Annotated in this window: 16 protein-coding genes and 4 tRNA genes; 19 read left to right on the forward strand and 1 reads right to left on the reverse strand. The window is 37.3% G+C overall.

The genetic code is table 11. The features are described from left to right. Positions 1-32: 32 nt before the first annotated feature. The gene (locus M2306_RS16940; RefSeq protein WP_259188843.1) at positions 33-1217 is read right to left on the reverse strand and encodes a dicarboxylate/amino acid:cation symporter; all 1185 of its coding nucleotides are present in this window, start codon (positions 1215-1217) and stop codon (positions 33-35) included. A gap of 343 nt (positions 1218-1560) precedes the next feature. Between M2306_RS16940 and M2306_RS16945 the strand changes: the two genes are divergently transcribed. From M2306_RS16945 to rpoB, 19 genes are all read left to right on the forward strand, one after another. Continuing rightward, the gene (locus M2306_RS16945) at positions 1561-3693 is read left to right on the forward strand and encodes a TonB-dependent receptor (protein WP_259188841.1); all 2133 of its coding nucleotides are present in this window, start codon (positions 1561-1563) and stop codon (positions 3691-3693) included. An 83-nt stretch (positions 3694-3776) separates the two neighbouring features. Beyond that, positions 3777-4415: a tetratricopeptide repeat protein gene (locus M2306_RS16950; protein WP_259188838.1), complete on the forward strand. Its 639-nt coding sequence runs from the start codon at positions 3777-3779 to the stop codon at positions 4413-4415. A gap of 29 nt (positions 4416-4444) precedes the next feature. Next, on the forward strand, positions 4445-5521 hold the full coding sequence (locus M2306_RS16955; protein WP_259188837.1) for a sensor histidine kinase: 1077 nt from the start codon (positions 4445-4447) through the stop codon (positions 5519-5521). A gap of 5 nt (positions 5522-5526) precedes the next feature. Beyond that, positions 5527-6273 carry a LytR/AlgR family response regulator transcription factor gene (locus M2306_RS16960; protein WP_259188836.1) on the forward strand — a complete coding sequence of 249 codons (747 nt, stop codon included), beginning with the start codon at positions 5527-5529 and terminating at the stop codon, positions 6271-6273. Positions 6274-6433: 160 nt separating this feature from the next. Next, a complete protein-coding gene (rpsU, locus tag M2306_RS16965) occupies positions 6434-6628 on the forward strand; it encodes a 30S ribosomal protein S21 (protein ID WP_115091733.1) in 195 nt (64 codons plus the stop codon). Positions 6629-6696: 68 nt separating this feature from the next. Further along, a complete protein-coding gene (locus tag M2306_RS16970) occupies positions 6697-7596 on the forward strand; it encodes a tyrosine-type recombinase/integrase (protein WP_259188834.1) in 900 nt (299 codons plus the stop codon). A 22-nt stretch (positions 7597-7618) separates the two neighbouring features. Continuing rightward, positions 7619-7918 carry a ribosome hibernation-promoting factor, HPF/YfiA family gene (hpf, locus tag M2306_RS16975; protein WP_060874009.1) on the forward strand — a complete coding sequence of 100 codons (300 nt, stop codon included), beginning with the start codon at positions 7619-7621 and terminating at the stop codon, positions 7916-7918. 93 nt (positions 7919-8011) lie between these two features. Then, positions 8012-8085: transfer RNA gene (locus M2306_RS16980), tRNA-Thr, on the forward strand. A 29-nt stretch (positions 8086-8114) separates the two neighbouring features. Further along, positions 8115-8195: transfer RNA gene (locus M2306_RS16985), tRNA-Tyr, on the forward strand. Between the two features lie 23 nt (positions 8196-8218). Further along, positions 8219-8290: transfer RNA gene (locus tag M2306_RS16990), tRNA-Thr, on the forward strand. Positions 8291-8348: 58 nt separating this feature from the next. Next, positions 8349-9536, forward strand: a complete 1188-nt coding sequence (gene tuf / locus M2306_RS16995) for an elongation factor Tu (protein ID WP_259188833.1) — start codon at positions 8349-8351, stop codon at positions 9534-9536. A 58-nt stretch (positions 9537-9594) separates the two neighbouring features. Further along, positions 9595-9665, forward strand: a tRNA-Trp gene (locus M2306_RS17000). A gap of 15 nt (positions 9666-9680) precedes the next feature. Then, a complete protein-coding gene (gene secE, locus M2306_RS17005) occupies positions 9681-9878 on the forward strand; it encodes a preprotein translocase subunit SecE (RefSeq protein ID WP_115092778.1) in 198 nt (65 codons plus the stop codon). Between the two features lie 12 nt (positions 9879-9890). After that, positions 9891-10445 (forward strand): transcription termination/antitermination protein NusG, encoded by a 555-nt coding sequence (gene nusG, locus M2306_RS17010; protein WP_060874010.1) that lies wholly within the window; start codon positions 9891-9893, stop codon positions 10443-10445. A gap of 54 nt (positions 10446-10499) precedes the next feature. Beyond that, the gene (rplK, locus tag M2306_RS17015) at positions 10500-10937 is read left to right on the forward strand and encodes a 50S ribosomal protein L11 (protein WP_115091730.1); all 438 of its coding nucleotides are present in this window, start codon (positions 10500-10502) and stop codon (positions 10935-10937) included. 18 nt (positions 10938-10955) lie between these two features. Continuing rightward, entirely contained in the window at positions 10956-11645 is a 690-nt protein-coding gene (rplA, locus tag M2306_RS17020; protein ID WP_115091729.1) for a 50S ribosomal protein L1, read from the forward strand. A gap of 22 nt (positions 11646-11667) precedes the next feature. Continuing rightward, entirely contained in the window at positions 11668-12156 is a 489-nt protein-coding gene (gene rplJ / locus M2306_RS17025; protein ID WP_002987566.1) for a 50S ribosomal protein L10, read from the forward strand. A gap of 85 nt (positions 12157-12241) precedes the next feature. Continuing rightward, positions 12242-12610, forward strand: coding sequence for a 50S ribosomal protein L7/L12 (rplL, locus tag M2306_RS17030; RefSeq protein ID WP_002987565.1), 369 nt, complete (start codon positions 12242-12244; stop codon positions 12608-12610). Positions 12611-12737: 127 nt separating this feature from the next. Beyond that, positions 12738-16550: a DNA-directed RNA polymerase subunit beta gene (gene rpoB, locus M2306_RS17035; protein WP_002987563.1), complete on the forward strand. Its 3813-nt coding sequence runs from the start codon at positions 12738-12740 to the stop codon at positions 16548-16550. Positions 16551-16621 lie beyond the last annotated feature (71 nt).

Raw genomic sequence — 16621 nt, forward strand, 5'->3', positions numbered from 1 at the left:
TTTTATGTGTATTTTTTGAAGATTCATTGGATCTAGATTGCTTCCTCAGTTATATTTTCAGATTTGCCTTCACTGAACTTCGTAACCATTAAACTCAAAGCGCCATCTCCCGTTATATTACAAGCTGTACCAAAACTATCTTGTAAAGCAAAAATGGTTAAGGTCAAAGCGATTCCAGCATCGTCAAAACCAAGTACAGAACTGATGATTCCCAAAGATGCCATAACTGTACCTCCAGGAACCCCAGGAGCACCGATAGCAAAAATCCCCAATAACAAAATAAAGAGAATCATCGTGCCAAGATCAGGCATCGTACCGTATAATACTTGAGAAACGGTCATCACAAAAAACACCTCCGTTAGTACAGAACCACACAAGTGAATATTGGAAAAGAAAGGAATAGTAAAGTTAGTAATAGAAGGACGAAGTACTTTGCTCTGATGTGCAGAATGTAAGGCTACCCCTAATGTAGCCGCTGAAGACATCGTTCCTACAGCGGTTAAATAAGCCGGACCATAGTGCTTCAAAACTTCCCATGGATTCTTTTTGCTGTAAATCCCCGCAATCGTATAGAGTACCGCTAACCAGACAAAATGAGCAACAATAACAATTAGAATCACAGTTAAGAATACAGGAAGTTGAGATTGAATCGACCCTTCATAACTAAGTAGAGCAAAATTACTCATGATATAAAAAGGAAGGATGGGAATCAACACGCGATTGACTAATAACAAGACAATATCCTTAAATTGATCAAAAGCCTTTTCCAAGGGTTTGGCTTCTGTCCAAAGTATACCAATACCAATCATTAAAGCTAACGTCAAGGAAGTCATTACACCAAATACAGGTGGAATATCTAACTTGAAAAGCATCGCCGGAAGTTCCTTTAAATCATTCGCAGAATTCGCGATTTCTAATCGAGGAATCAGTTCATAACCCAATGTTGAACTGAAAAAACCAGCTCCAATACTCGATAGGTAGGCAATTAAAACAGAAAAACTGATAATCTTAACCGAATCCTTATTGAGTTTGGTAATGGATGATACAACAAATCCTAAGATAATGAGGGGAACCAAAAACAAGATGAGTTGCCCCAAAATATGACGCATCGATAGAATAATCTGCAGGAGCGTATCATTCAAGTACCCTCCAATTAATAGCCCTACAATAACTCCGAGTAGCAATCGAAAGATGGTATTGTTTAGTATTTTTTTCATAGTCAATATTTGAATAGAATTAAAGGTAAAAATAAAAAGTGAAGATTGGTTTTATAGCAAAAGAAAAGTAAAATACCATATAGATGGTAGACGTAGAAATTACGATGGAGACGGATGGTTATGATAATCAAATATTTTGATTCAATTTATTCTTTAATCAAATATAAATTCGAAGGTAGAGTAAGGCAAGTAAAAAGTAAAAGTAGGGATGAATAACTGTTGTACGGTGTTTGGATCCTCCTCGTTTACCGTTCGCGCATCTAAATATACCGTTCACGCATCCTTTTTTGGGGAAGGATTGGTTGTAAACTACGTTTGCATTGTAATTGAGAATAGAAAAAAGATGAAAACACTGTTTGGTTTGTTGCTGGTTTTTGGTTGGTTTACAATACAAGCTCAACATAGGCAACTATCAGGAATTGTACGAGACAAGAAAAACAAACCGATTGAGCAGGTGAATATATACCTGGAAGGAAGTTTTGATGGAGCGTTGTCTGATGCACAAGGTTATTTTTCATTTGAAATAGAAGATAGTCTTGTGGAAGGGGTATTGAAATTGAAACATCCACACTATCGTAGTTTAACTGTTCCTGTTCAATTTCAACAAAAGGAGGTATATGAATTTGTTATGGAGCAAGGGGAAGATGTATTGGGGGAGATTGTAATAAAAGCAGTAGGGAGTGCTAAAAGAGGGCGAACAGAAGCTCTTGTTTTTACGGCCATGGATGTAGTGAGTACGGCTGGGAGTCCAGGTAATATCATAGGAGCCTTGAGTACCCTACCAGGTGCTCAAGTTAATGGGGAAGATGGAAGATTATTAATCCGCGGTGGGAAAGCAGATGAAAGTGCTATTTATGTGAATGGTATTAAGGTTGCTCAACCTTATACAGCCGCTGTCGGTACTATGCCCGTACGTTCAAAATTTAACCCTTTTCTGTTTAAAGGAATGTCTTTCTCAGCCGGAGGATACAGTGCAGAATTTGGAGATGCATTATCGGGAATTTTGCAACTAGATATTGCGGAGGATATTGATCCTTCACGTAAGGATATATCAATCTCAACAGTTGGAGCGAGTTTTGGAGAAACGCGCCAATGGAAGAAAAATTCATTGTCCTATCATTTGAATTATCTCAATTTAGGTGCTTATACGGCTGTGGTCAAACAGCGATACAAAAGTAAAAAACCGTTTTCCACAAGTTCTGGTGAGGTGATATATAAACGAGCGATTCAAGAGGGTGGATATATGCTGTATGCAGCAGCGGATTATACAACAATGGCATATGAGCAAATGGTAAAACCAAGTTATCGCGTGGATACGCTCGCCCTTCGAGCGAATACAATCGATGTAAATAGTTTGTATTTTAAGAAACTCTCTCCTTTTATGCGACTGGATATCGGAACGGGGTTTGGGTATTCCAAGAATAGAGGCGAACAAAATGAAGGATACCTCCATAGTGAACGTTGGAATCTCAATCAAAAGATCAAGTTGTCTTATCAATGGAGTGGACGTTTGCAATCCATAGGGGGTATGGATATCCAAGTGGGGCAAGTGGATTTTGTTCAAGGGATGAAACAGCTAAAAAAGCAGGACAAAATACAAACAAATCAATTTGCTTTGTTCTTCGAAAATCAATGGCGTATCAACTCTGATTTAACATGGAGAGCAGGAGTGCGCATCAATAAGGCAAATTCAATTTCGAAAGGAGTGATTGAACCTCGAACGATGTTGACGTATCAAGTTGACTCCAAGCAACAGTTATCTTTCTCTTATGGTATCTTTCATCAAGCGTTGAATGCAGAACAAATGCGTTATACTGAACAAGAGGATTGGATGCAAGCTCATCACTACATCTTAAATTACACCTATACTTTTAGAAAGCGGGTATTGAGAGCTGAAGTCTTTTATAAAGACTATCACAAGCTATTATTGACGTCATCAACTGGAACAGCTGCTTACACGCAAGATGGAACGGGATATGCTAAAGGATTTGATATTTTTTGGAAAGATAATACCACGTTTAAAAACTTCAATTATTGGATTACCTATACCTACTTGGATTCTCAAAGAAAGGAAATGCAAAGAAGGGAGTGGAGACAGCCGTCTTATGTAACCAAGCACAATCTTGCTGTGGTAACAAAGTATTGGATAGATGCTTGGAAGTCTCAAGTAAGCATGACGTATAACTATAGTTCACCACGCCATTTTTACAGCGGAGACGCAAACCTATCGGCATCGTATGCCAGTAGCCCTATTCACAATGTAAGTATGAGTTGGGCCTATGTGTTGCAAGCACAAAAGATCGTGTTTGTTTCTGTGGATAATTTATTAGGACGCAATCCGACTTATGCATACCAGTTCAATGCAAAAGGGGGGCAACCCGATTTAGTTCAACCTTCGGCAAAGCGATTTATCTATGTAGGGTTTATGTGGACAATTAGCGCAGATAAGAAAGCAAATCAAATAGAAAATTTATAACAACGAATTAGAGGAACGAACGATTCAACTTGCAAAGGTCTCTACCACCAATCGAATTTATTTTACATCTTAAATTTATTTTTATGAAAAAGGTTTTACTTTTAATTTTTAGTTGCTGTAGTTTGATGTCCTTTGGGCAGACAACTTATGAGAAAGGAATGCAAAAAGCCATGCAAGAATGGCAAGGCGGAAATAGCCAAGGAGCTTTAGCTATTTTAGAGCGAATTGCAGATGCTAACCCAGAGGATTGGATTCCGGCCTATTACCAAGTGTTTATTGCAATAACCCAAGGATTTCAGAACCCTCAAGACGAAGCAGTAGAAGAAAAGGTAATGAATAATCGCTTTGTAATTGAACGATGGTTGGCTCAAGGAGGTGAGGAATGGTATGTATTGCAAGGAATGAATGAGACGCTAGATCTTATGACGGATCCAATGAATAAAGGAATGAAGCAAAGCGGAGTAATTATCAAAGCGTATGAAAAGGCATTGGAGTTAAACCCTGCTAATCCTAGAGCCCTTTATAGTTTAGCTAGTTTTTATTTAAATAGTTCTAAATTTATGAAGGTAGATACAACATACTGTATGAGCTTATTGAATAAAGCGATAGTACAATTTGATCAACAAAAAAGTGAAGTGCCTTTTTATCCTAAATGGGGCAAAGAATGGGCACTCAAGACACAAGCGTCATTTGCTAATCAGCAGGAGACGTCGAATAAATAAAGCATTGTTATTTAGAACAAGAAGAGGATATGAAGATTAATTGGTATCGACATCTAGCATTGGCTATTAATTTTGGAGTGATGAGTAGCTTGTCTACGTCGTATTATTATTTTAATAAAGGAAAACATTTAACGCAAGCTTCTTTTTCGGATTATATCTTTTCAAAAAATGCCTTGCTTTCTTTTCTGATTACCATGTGCATTTATGGAACTAATGTTGCAACGAGTTTATTGTTGAGTTTTTACTTGGATAAGAGAGAACAAAAAACGCAAGTGCCACTGAGTCGAAAAGTTCGAAATATTTTATTTTTCAGCAATGGATTAGTAGTTTCTATTGTATCGTACTATTTCTTTTTGAGTGTGCTGTTGTGGTTTTTTTACAACGTTCCTTTTCAATCTTTTTATGCTGGAGAAAATCTCCATTTTAGTGATTTCTTAGGTGTTGTACTCATTAGCTTTTTTATTATCATGATCGTCTTTGTATTTTCGTATCATGACCAGCTGAGAGTACTCGAAATAAAAAACAAAGAAATGGAAATTGCGCTGCAGAAGAGTCAGATTGCGCACATGAAAGAACAGCTTTCCCCGCACTTTTTATTTAACAACCTCAATGTACTCATTAGCACGATTCAAGAAGATCCGGTCAAAGCAGAGCAATTTGCTCGTTCTTTTTCTAAAATCTACCGCTATGTATTAGAGCGATTGGATTATGCTTCTTGTGCCTTGGAGGAAGAAGTCGCTTTTATTCAAGATTATGTCTATCTTTTAAATGTGAGATATGATCAGGCTGTTGATTTTAAAATTAGTGATGAGGTAGCTCAATGGGGAGCAACGCAAATACCTACCTTGAGTTTGCAATTGCTGATAGAAAATGTAATCAAGCACAATGCAATTCCATCTGAGGGGAAAATTGCAGTAACTTTGAGTGTTGTTGATGGAAATCTAGTCATGAGCAATGAAAAATATGCAAAACCCAAATTAGAAGATTCTACAGGATTGGGGTTGCAAAATTTATCCAATCGCTGTCAATTGCTATTTCATAAGAAAGTCGAAATAGAAGATGTGGCAAATCATTTTACAGTGCGTATTCCACTACATAGCAAGTAAAGTATATGAACATAGTAATTATAGAAGATGAAAAACCAGCAGCAAGATTATTGACTAGAGAGCTGGCTAAAATAGGATTTGATGTACAAGAAACCTTGCATTCGGTTAGTGAGGCAATTCCTTGGTTGATGCAAAACGAAGAGCCCGATTTGATATTTGCCGATATTCAATTGACAGATGGATTGTCTTTGGAAATATTCGAGCAAATAAAATTGAAACACGCGGCTATTATTTTTGTAACGAGTTTTGATCATTATGCTATCAAGGCATTTAAATTGAATAGTATTGATTATTTGTTGAAGCCTATTGATCCTGCAGAATTAGTAAGAGCTATAGGGAAGTATAAAACCCAATACCATAAAATAGGACAACAAGTAGAGGTATTGAAGCAGACGTTGCAAGGAACGAGTTACCCCAAGCGATTAATTGTCAAGTTGGGGATGCAACTAAAAGTGATTTTGGTGGATGAGGTGGTTTGTTTCTATAGAGAAGACCGAGGAGTGTATAGTGTAACGAGAGAGGGGAAAACACATCTTCTAGAAGAGCCGTCTATTGAGGCAATTTTAAAGATGGTGGATCCTTCTAAATTCTTTCGCGTGAATCGCTATCAGATTGTAGCGATTGACTGTATTGAGCAAATCATTCAATTATCGACGGCTCGACTGAAACTAGTTTTACTGAACTATGACGAAGAGGTGATTGTCAGTAGGGAGCGTGTTGTGGAATTTAAGCTGTGGTTAGGGGCAAATTAGGACTCCCCTTTACTTGTTTTAAATTGTTGTTGAAGGACTTAATCAAAAGAAATGATAATAGCGTAATAAAAAAAGGTAGAATAAAATTTTATTTTTTTGTTGCGTTGTATAAAAAAAGCTTTACTTTTGCATCACCAAATGAGAGGAGGTGTATGAAAACATGTTGATCATTCCAATTAAAGACGGAGAAAATATTGATAGAGCACTAAAGCGCTACAAAAGAAAATTTGACAGAACAGGTACGTTACGTCAATTAAGATCTCGTCAGCACTTTACAAAACCATCTGTCGTAAAAAGAGACAAGATGCAAAAAGCAGAGTATATCCAACACTTAAGAGATTCAGTAGAAATCTAGACTTAAACGATGGATTAAATTATAAGGCCGTTGTAATAAAGTATTATCTTTGTTACAACGGTTTTTTTATGGACAAAAATTTAGAGAAATTTCTGGAGTACTTACAGAAGGAGAAAAATTATTCTTCTCATACCATAGAGGCATATCAACATGATATCGCTTCTTTTTTGGTTTTTGTAGCGGAATCAGAGCAAGATTATTTGATAATCAAATACGATGCAGTGCGTTTGTGGATTGTTGCTTTGATGGAAGTGAACCTAAGCAAGCGTTCCATTAATAGAAAAATGAGTGCACTTAAAGCGTTCTATAAATTTTTGATGAAGATAGGAGAGGTAGAGGTGAGTCCATTGCAACAACATAAAACACTCAAAGTAGAAAAGAAGTTGCAATTGCCTTTTTCTGTAGCTGAGGTTGATGCTGTTCGATTGTCTTTGGAGAATCAAGAAGGATTTGATGCACTACGGGATTTGGTCATTGTAGAAATGTTATACTGTTTAGGACTGCGAAGAAGCGAGCTTTGTGGGGTACAGGTGGCTGATGTCGATTTTTATACGCGTATGATTCGCATAACTGGAAAGGGAAATAAGGTTCGCTATGTGCCCATGATTGACCAATTGCTTGTGCTTTTAAAACGCTATAAGGTAGAGCGAGAGATAGTTTTGAGGGATGTTCAGAAAATTAACGATTTTTTAATAGATGGTAAGGGTGCTAAAGTTGATGAAATATTTGTTTATCGAGTGATTAATTTATATTTTAGTAAGACAACAACAAAGGAGAAAAATAGTCCTCATATGTTGAGGCATGCTTTCGCAACGCATCTCTTAGAAAATGGTGCAGATATCAACTCCATTAAAGAGTTGATGGGGCATCAAAGCTTAGCTTCGACAGAAGTATATGCTCATGTCAATCTGAAAGAATTGAAAGAGACTTACATGAAGACGCATCCTAGGTTGAAGAAAAAAAAATAGAAAACCTTAAAAACAGAAAGTTATGAAAGTAAACATTCAAGCCGTTAATTTTAACGTAGATCGTAAGTTAGTAGATTTTATCAACGAAAGAATGCTGAAAGTAGGTAAGTTTTACGATAAAGTGATTTCTGTCGATGTATTTTTGAAAGTAGAAAATACCAATGAGAAAGAAAATAAAACAGTTGAGGTGAAATTATTAGTTCCAGGAGACGATATTGTTGCTAAAAAAACATGCAAAACTTTTGAGGAGGGGGTTGATTCGGGTGCCGATGCGATTGAACGCATGGTTGTGAAGTATAAAGAGAAAATGAAAGCACATTAATGGAAAAAAATCAGTAAATTGTTTTTTTTAATCAATAAAATATATACATTTGCAGTCCGTTAGAAATAGCGGACTTTTTCTATTGAGTAAAATGCCGGTGTAGCTCAGCTGGCTAGAGCAGCTGATTTGTAATCAGCAGGTCGTGGGTTCGAGTCCCTCTATCGGCTCAAGGAAAAGAAACAAACACAAGGTTTGAGGGGAGATACTCAAGCGGCCAACGAGGACGGACTGTAAATCCGTTGGGAAACCTTCGCAGGTTCGAATCCTGCTCTCCCCACGACTAAATATAAAAATGCATAAGCCGGTGTAGCTCAGGGGTAGAGTGCTTCCTTGGTAAGGAAGAGGTCACGGGTTCAAATCCCGTCATTGGCTCAGGTTTTTTTATTATATTTGAACACTAATTATATAACTAAGATTAAATTATTAGATCATGGCAAAGGAAACTTTTGATCGTTCGAAACCGCACTTAAACATCGGTACTATCGGACACGTTGACCACGGTAAAACTACTACTACTGCTGCTATTACTAAAGTTTTAGCTGACGCAGGATTCTCAGAAGCTCGTTCATTTGATTCAATTGATAATGCTCCAGAAGAAAAAGAGCGTGGTATTACAATTAATACTTCTCACGTAGAGTACCAAACTAAAAACCGTCACTATGCACACGTTGACTGTCCAGGTCACGCGGATTACGTGAAAAACATGGTTACTGGTGCTGCTCAAATGGATGGTGCTATCTTAGTAGTTGCTGCTACTGATGGACCAATGCCACAAACTCGTGAGCACATCTTATTAGGACGCCAAGTAGGTATTCCTAGAATTGTTGTTTTCTTAAACAAAGTTGACTTAGTAGATGACGCTGAGTTATTAGAGCTTGTTGAAATGGAAGTTAGAGATTTATTATCTTTCTACCAATATGACGGTGATAATGGACCAGTAGTTCAAGGTTCTGCTTTAGGAGCTTTAAACGGAGAGCAAAAATGGGTTGATGCATTATTACAATTAATGGATGAAGTTGACGCTTGGATCGAAGAGCCAGTACGTGACAACGAAAAACCATTCTTAATGCCAGTAGAAGACGTATTTACAATTACAGGACGTGGAACTGTTGCTACAGGACGTATCGAAACTGGAGTTGCTAATACAGGAGATGCTGTTGAAATCATCGGTATGGGAGCTGACAAATTAACTTCTACTGTAACAGGAGTTGAGATGTTCCGTAAAATCTTAGACCGTGGTGAAGCTGGAGATAACGTAGGTTTATTATTGAGAGGTATTGACAAAACTGATATCCGTCGTGGTATGGTTATTTGTAAACCAGGTTCAGTAAAACCACACGCTAAATTCAAAGCTGAGGTTTATATCTTGAAAAAAGAAGAAGGTGGACGTCACACTCCATTCCATAACAATTACCGTCCTCAATTCTACGTTCGTACAACTGACGTAACTGGAACAATCATGTTACCAGAAGGAACTGAGATGGTTATGCCTGGAGATAACTTAACTATCAATGTTGAGTTGTTAAGCCCAATCGCATTATCATTAGGTCTACGTTTCGCTATCCGTGAAGGTGGTAGAACAGTAGGTGCTGGTCAGGTAACTGAAATTTTAGACTAATTTTTTAGTATAAATAAATTTTTAAAGTCAGCGGGATAACCGCTGACTTTTATAACAAACGGGTGTAGTTCAAGGGTAGAATAGCGGTCTCCAAAACCGTTGATGGGGGTTCGAATCCCTCCACCCGTGCAAAAACAATATAACATGGCAAAGGTATTTAATTACATATCAGAAGCTTTTACAGAACTTAAATCAAATGTAACTTGGTCTCCTTGGGCTGAAGTGCAAAAGTATACAATCGTGATTGCAATTTTTGCAATTATATTGGCACTTGCTACTTGGGGAGTGGATAGTTTATTTGGGGACTTGTTAGGGAAGTTTTATAATTGGATAAGATCATAAGGAGATAATATTATGGCTGATACAAATGTCAAAAAATGGTATGTGGTTCGTGCGGTAAGTGGACAAGAGAACAAGGTTAAGAATTATATCGAAACTGAAATTTCTCGTTTAGGGTTGTCAGATTATCTTTCGCAAGTTTTAGTACCAACTGAAAAAGTGGTGTCTGAAGACAAGAATGGTAAGAAGAAAACAACGGAACGTGTCTATTTTCCAGGCTATGTGATGATTGAGGCTAACTTGACAGGTGAAGTTCCGCATGCTATTAAATCGATAACAGGAGTTATTGGATTCTTAGGAGAAACAAGAGGGGGTGACCCAGTTCCTTTGAGAGAATCAGAAGTAAATCGCATGTTAGGAAAAGTCGATGAATTGGCTGTTAAAGTTGATTCAGGTACAATTCCTTATGAAGTTGGTGAGTCAGTAAAAGTGACTGATGGTCCATTTAAAGGTTTCGATGCAACCATCGAAAACATAAATGAAGACAAGCGTAAGCTAGAGGTAATGGTGAAGATTTTTGGAAGAAAGACACCTTTAGAATTAAGCTTTACACAAGTAGAAAAAATATAATGTTACATAGACGCATCTTTGCTTCCAAAAGAGATGTGCTAAATTTTTTTAGAAATGGCAAAAGAAATTAGTAAAGTAGTTAAACTACAAGTTAAGGGAGGTGCTGCGAATCCTTCGCCACCGGTTGGACCTGCTTTGGGGGCTGCTGGAGTTAATATCATGGAGTTCTGTAAGCAATTTAATGCTAGAACACAAGATAAACCCGGTAAAGTTTTACCAGTACAAATTACTGTGTACAAAGACAAATCATTTGAATTTGTTGTTAAAACGCCACCTGCTGCTGTTCAATTATTAGAGGCTGCAAAAGTGAAATCTGGATCTGGTGAGCCTAATAGAAAAAAAGTAGCTAGCGTAACTTGGGAACAAGTTCGTGCTATCGCAGAAGACAAAATGCCGGATTTAAACGCATTTTCTGTTGAATCAGCGATGTCAATGATCGCGGGTACTGCAAGATCTATGGGTATATCAGTAACGGGAACAGCTCCTTTTTAATTGTAAAAGAAAAAAGAAATGGCAAAATTAACAAAAAAGCAAAAGGAAGCTGCTGCTAAAATTGAAAAAGGTAGATTTTATTCTTTAAAAGAAGGTTCTACTTTAATTAAAGAAGTTGCTTCTGCAAAATTTGACGAATCTGTTGATATCGCAGTGCGTTTGGGTGTAGATCCACGTAAAGCAAATCAAATGGTGCGTGGGGTAGTTACTTTACCACACGGAACTGGAAAAGATGTTAGAGTGTTAGCATTAGTTACTCCAGATAAAGAAGCTGAAGCTACAGCTGCTGGGGCAGACTATGTTGGATTAGATGAGTACCTACAAAAAATTAAAGACGGTTGGACAGATGTTGATGTAATTATCACTATGCCTGCTGTTATGGGTAAATTAGGACCATTAGGACGTATTTTAGGTCCTAGAGGATTAATGCCTAACCCTAAAACTGGTACTGTAACTATGGACGTAGCGAAAGCAGTTCAAGAAGTGAAAGCTGGTAAAATCGATTTTAAAGTTGATAAAACGGGAATCGTTCACGCAGGTATTGGAAAAGTATCATTTAGTGCTGATATGATTCAAGAGAACGCAGCTGAATTGATTCAAACATTAATCAAATTAAAACCAACAGCAGCTAAAGGTACTTATGTTAAGTCTATTCATATATCTAGTACTATGAGCCCTGCTATTGCTTTAGACCCTAAAGCAGTATAATTGGTAGAAAAAATTTTTACTTATGACTAGAGAACAAAAAGCAGTAGCGATAGAAGACATTAAAGGAAAATTAGCTGATGCTAATATCTTTTATATTGCTGATATTTCAGGATTAAATGCAGAGGTTACTACTAACTTGAGAAGAGCTTGTAACAAAGCTGGAATCAAAGTTGAAGTAGTTAAGAATACGTTGCTTGCTAAAGCAATGGAATCATCTGAGAGAAACTATGAGGATTTAGCTTCAGTATTAAAAGGAAACAGTGCTATCTTTATTTCGGACGTTGCTAACGGACCGGCTAAAATCATCAAAGATTTTAGAAAGAAAAGCGACAAACCTTCATTAAAAGGAGCTTATATTAACGAAGAAATCTACATTGGTGATAATCAATTAGACGCGTTAGTAGCTATTAAATCTAAAGAGGAAGTTATTGGAGAAATCATCGGATTACTACAATCACCAGCTCAAAGAGTTATCTCAGCTCTACAAAATCAATTCAAAGACGAAGAATAAAAAAAGATTCTTGTGATTGAATGTTCCATAAACGAACGCACATTAATAAATTATATTTTTACAAATCATTTAAACGATAGAAAAAATGGCAGATTTGAAACAATTCGCAGAACAATTGGTTAACTTAACAGTTAAAGAAGTTAACGAATTAGCAACTATATTAAAAGACGAATACGGAATTGAGCCTGCAGCTGCTGCTGTAGTTGTAGCTGCTGGTGGAGACGCTGGAGCTGCTGAAGAGCAAACTGAATTCACAGTTGTATTAAAAGAAGCTGGTGCTTCTAAATTAGCAGTAGTTAAAGCTGTTAAAGAATTAACTGGTTTAGGTCTTAAAGAAGCTAAAGATATGGTTGATTCAGTTCCTGCAAACATCAAAGAAGGTGTTTCTAAAGATGAGGCTGAAGGTCTTAAAAAAGCATTGGAAGAAGCTGGAGCTGTTGTTGAGCTTAAATAAGCTTATTAACCAAAATATTTTAGGTTTAGGTCTTGGGAGCAATCCCAAAGGCCTAAACCATTTTGCGTATAAAGTGATTTGTGCGTAAATCTTATTAAACATTATAAACAAAATTTATTGTCCATTGATGATCACAAATCAGAATGAAAGATTAAATTTTGCCTCTACAAAGAATATTCCTGCGTATCCAGATTTCTTGGATATCCAGGTTAAATCTTTTAAAGATTTCTTTCAGTTAGAAACGAAATCAGAAGAAAGAGGTAATGAAGGTTTATATAATACCTTCATGGAGAACTTCCCGATCACTGATACGAGAAATCAGTTTGTATTGGAGTTTCTTGATTACTTTGTTGATCCTCCTCGCTATTCAATTGAAGAATGTATTGATAGAGGACTAACGTATAGCGTTCCGTTAAAAGCGCGTTTAAAATTATACTGTACTGACCCTGAACACGAGGATTTTGAAACTATCGTTCAAGATGTGTATTTAGGAACAATACCGTATATGACGCCTAGCGGTACATTTGTAATCAATGGAGCTGAGCGTGTGGTAGTGTCTCAATTACACCGTTCACCTGGTGTGTTCTTTGGACAGTCATTCCATGCTAATGGAACTAAGTTGTATTCGGCGAGAGTAATTCCTTTCAAAGGATCATGGATTGAGTTTGCTACTGATATCAATAGCGTAATGTACGCATACATTGATAGAAAGAAAAAATTACCTGTTACTACCTTATTCCGTGCTATCGGATTCGAAAGAGACAAGGATATCCTAGAGATTTTCGACCTAGCAGAAGAGGTTAAAGTATCAAAAACAGGGTTGAAAAAATACATCGGTCGTCGTCTTGCTGCACGTGTGTTAAATACATGGCATGAGGACTTCGTAGATGAAGATACAGGAGAAGTAGTTTCAATTGAGAGAAATGAGATTATCTTAGACCGTGATACAGTCCTAGATAAAGATAATGTCGAAGAAATCATTGAGGCAAACGTTAAGAATATCCTCCTACATAAAGAAGACAATAATCAGGCAGATTATGCCATCATTCATAATACATTACAGAAGGACCCTACAAACTCTGAAAAAGAGGCTGTAGAGCACATCTACCGTCAGTTGCGTAACGCAGAACCGCCTGATGAGGAAACTGCACGTGGTATTATTGATAAATTATTCTTCTCCGACCAACGTTACAATCTAGGTGAGGTAGGTCGTTACAGAATGAATAAGAAACTTAATCTTGATACCCCAATTGACAAACAGGTATTGACAAAAGAGGATATTATCACTATTGTTAAATACTTGATTGAATTAATTAACTCTAAAGCTGAAATTGATGATATTGACCACTTATCAAACCGTCGTGTACGTACTGTAGGTGAGCAATTATCAGCACAATTTGGTGTTGGTTTAGCACGTATGGCTAGAACAATTCGCGAGCGTATGAACGTACGTGACAACGAAGTGTTTACTCCAATCGACTTAATTAACGCGAAGACGTTATCGTCAGTGATTAATTCATTTTTCGGAACAAACCAGTTATCTCAGTTCATGGACCAAACGAATCCATTGGCAGAGATTACACACAAACGTCGTTTATCTGCTCTAGGACCTGGAGGTTTATCTAGAGAAAGAGCCGGATTCGAGGTACGTGACGTTCACTATACACACTACGGACGTTTATGTCCTATTGAAACGCCAGAGGGACCAAACATTGGTTTGATTTCATCTCTTGCGGTGTATGCAAAAGTGAATAATATGGGATTCATCGAAACACCTTACCGCCCAGTTGTGGATGGAAAAGTGGATATCGTGAATGCTCCAACTTATTTAAGTGCTGAAGAAGAAGAAGGAATGTTAATCGCGCAAGCGAACGTTCCGATGGATAACGAAGGAAACATCACAGAAGAACGTGTAGTTGTAAAAGAAGAAGGGGATTTCCCAGTGGTTGAACCGAAAGACTTACACTATACAGACGTTTCTCCAAACCAGATCGCTTCTATCTCAGCTTCATTGATTCCATTCTTAGAGCACGATGATGCGAACCGTGCGTTGATGGGATCGAACATGATGCGTCAGGCTGTGCCTTTATTACGTGCGGATTCTCCAATCGTAGGTACAGGTTTAGAAAGACAAGTTGCTTCAGATTCACGTGTTTTAATTAACGCAGAAGGTGAAGGTGTTGTTGAGTATGTAGATGCACAGAAAATTATTATTAAGTACGATCGTACGGATGATGAGCGTTTAATCAGCTTTGATCCAGACGAAAAAGTATATAATCTAATTAAGTTTAGAAAAACGAACCAAAGTACTTGTATCAACTTGAAACCTATCGTTCGCAAAGGAGATAGAGTAACAAGAGGTCAAGTATTATGTGAAGGATATGCTACACAAAATGGAGAGTTAGCTCTTGGACGTAACTTACAAGTGGCGTTTATGCCATGGAAAGGGTACAACTTCGAGGATGCTATCGTAATTTCAGAGAAAGTAGTACGTGAAGATATCTTTACTTCTATCCACATCGATGACTATACCTTAGAGGTGAGAGATACAAAATTAGGAAACGAAGAGTTGACTAATGATATCCCGAACGTAAGTGAGGAAGCAACGAAGGATTTAGATGAAAACGGTATGATCCGCATCGGTGCTGAAGTGAAGCCTGGTGATATCCTTATTGGTAAAATTACACCGAAAGGTGAATCTGATCCAACACCTGAAGAGAAGTTATTACGCGCAATCTTCGGTGATAAAGCTGGAGATGTTAAAGATGCATCGTTAAAAGCTTCACCTTCATTAAGAGGGGTGGTATTAGATAAGAAATTATTTGCAAGAGCTGTAAAAGACAAACGCAAACGTTCGAAAGATAAAGATGATTTAGCTTTACTAGAAACTAAATTCGAAGTGAAGTTCAATGAATTGAAAGATCGTTTAGTTGAAAAATTATTCTTCATCGTGAATGGTAAAACATCTCAAGGTGTATTGAATGATTTAGGAGAGGAAATCTTACCAAAAGGAAAGAAATTCACTCAAAAAATGTTACATGCAGTGGATGATTTCGCTCACTTAACGAAAGGACAATGGACAGTTGATGAAGAAACAAACAGTATGATTACTGACTTGATTCACAACTACAAAATTAAGTTGAATGACTTACAAGGTGCTTTACGTAGAGAGAAATTTATGATTACTGTTGGGGATGAATTACCATCAGGAATCTTAAAACTTGCAAAAGTTTATATTGCTAAAAAACGTAAGTTAAAAGTTGGGGATAAGATGGCAGGACGTCACGGTAACAAAGGTATTGTTGCTAGAATCGTTCGCGATGAAGACATGCCATTCTTAGAAGACGGTACACCAGTTGATATCGTGTTAAACCCATTAGGGGTACCATCTCGTATGAACATTGGTCAGATCTATGAAACTGTTTTAGGATGGGCTGGACAAAAATTGGGTAAAAAATATGCTACTCCAATTTTCGACGGTGCAAACTTAGATCAAATTAATGCCCTTACAGATGAAGCTGGTATTCCTAGATTTGGACATACTTATTTGTACGATGGAGGAACTGGAGAGCGTTTCCACCAAAGAGCAACAGTAGGAGTTATTTACATGTTGAAATTAGGACACATGGTTGATGATAAGATGCACGCGCGTTCAATCGGACCATACTCTTTAATTACGCAACAACCATTAGGAGGTAAAGCTCAATTTGGAGGTCAGCGTTTTGGAGAGATGGAGGTTTGGGCTCTAGAAGCATACGGAGCATCAAGTACATTACGTGAGATTTTGACGGTAAAATCAGATGACGTTATTGGTAGAGCGAAAACTTACGAAGCTATCGTTAAAGGTGAAACTATGCCAGAACCAGGATTACCTGAATCATTCAATGTATTAATGCATGAATTAAAAGGTCTTGGATTAGACATCAGATTAGAAGAATAAACTATAGATTTTAGAGTAAGCAGTTTTTTGCTGCTTACTCTTTATCATACACTTTAACAAGTAAGTTTACC

It is taken from the genome of Myroides gitamensis, from assembly GCF_029894455.1.
Classification (GTDB): Bacteria; Bacteroidota; Bacteroidia; order Flavobacteriales; family Flavobacteriaceae; genus Flavobacterium; species Flavobacterium odoratum.

Bases quoted from the DNA above. Each gene is read 5' to 3' on its own strand.
- rplL (WP_002987565.1), top strand. From the start codon at position 12,242: ATGGCAGATTTGAAACAATTCGCAGAACAATTGGTTAACTTAACAGTT.
- rplJ (WP_002987566.1), top strand. From the start codon at position 11,668: ATGACTAGAGAACAAAAAGCAGTAGCGATAGAAGACATTAAAGGAAAA.
- tuf (WP_259188833.1), top strand. From the start codon at position 8,349: ATGGCAAAGGAAACTTTTGATCGTTCGAAACCGCACTTAAACATCGGT.
- M2306_RS16950 (WP_259188838.1), top strand. From the start codon at position 3,777: ATGAAAAAGGTTTTACTTTTAATTTTTAGTTGCTGTAGTTTGATGTCC.
- nusG (WP_060874010.1), top strand. From the start codon at position 9,891: ATGGCTGATACAAATGTCAAAAAATGGTATGTGGTTCGTGCGGTAAGT.
- secE (WP_115092778.1), top strand. From the start codon at position 9,681: ATGGCAAAGGTATTTAATTACATATCAGAAGCTTTTACAGAACTTAAA.
- M2306_RS16940 (WP_259188843.1), bottom strand. From the start codon at position 1,217: ATGAAAAAAATACTAAACAATACCATCTTTCGATTGCTACTCGGAGTT.
- rpsU (WP_115091733.1), top strand. From the start codon at position 6,434: ATGTTGATCATTCCAATTAAAGACGGAGAAAATATTGATAGAGCACTA.
- hpf (WP_060874009.1), top strand. From the start codon at position 7,619: ATGAAAGTAAACATTCAAGCCGTTAATTTTAACGTAGATCGTAAGTTA.
- rplK (WP_115091730.1), top strand. From the start codon at position 10,500: ATGGCAAAAGAAATTAGTAAAGTAGTTAAACTACAAGTTAAGGGAGGT.
- M2306_RS16960 (WP_259188836.1), top strand. From the start codon at position 5,527: ATGAACATAGTAATTATAGAAGATGAAAAACCAGCAGCAAGATTATTG.
- M2306_RS16955 (WP_259188837.1), top strand. From the start codon at position 4,445: ATGAAGATTAATTGGTATCGACATCTAGCATTGGCTATTAATTTTGGA.
- M2306_RS16945 (WP_259188841.1), top strand. From the start codon at position 1,561: ATGAAAACACTGTTTGGTTTGTTGCTGGTTTTTGGTTGGTTTACAATA.
- M2306_RS16970 (WP_259188834.1), top strand. From the start codon at position 6,697: ATGGACAAAAATTTAGAGAAATTTCTGGAGTACTTACAGAAGGAGAAA.
- rplA (WP_115091729.1), top strand. From the start codon at position 10,956: ATGGCAAAATTAACAAAAAAGCAAAAGGAAGCTGCTGCTAAAATTGAA.
- rpoB (WP_002987563.1), top strand. From the start codon at position 12,738: ATGATCACAAATCAGAATGAAAGATTAAATTTTGCCTCTACAAAGAAT.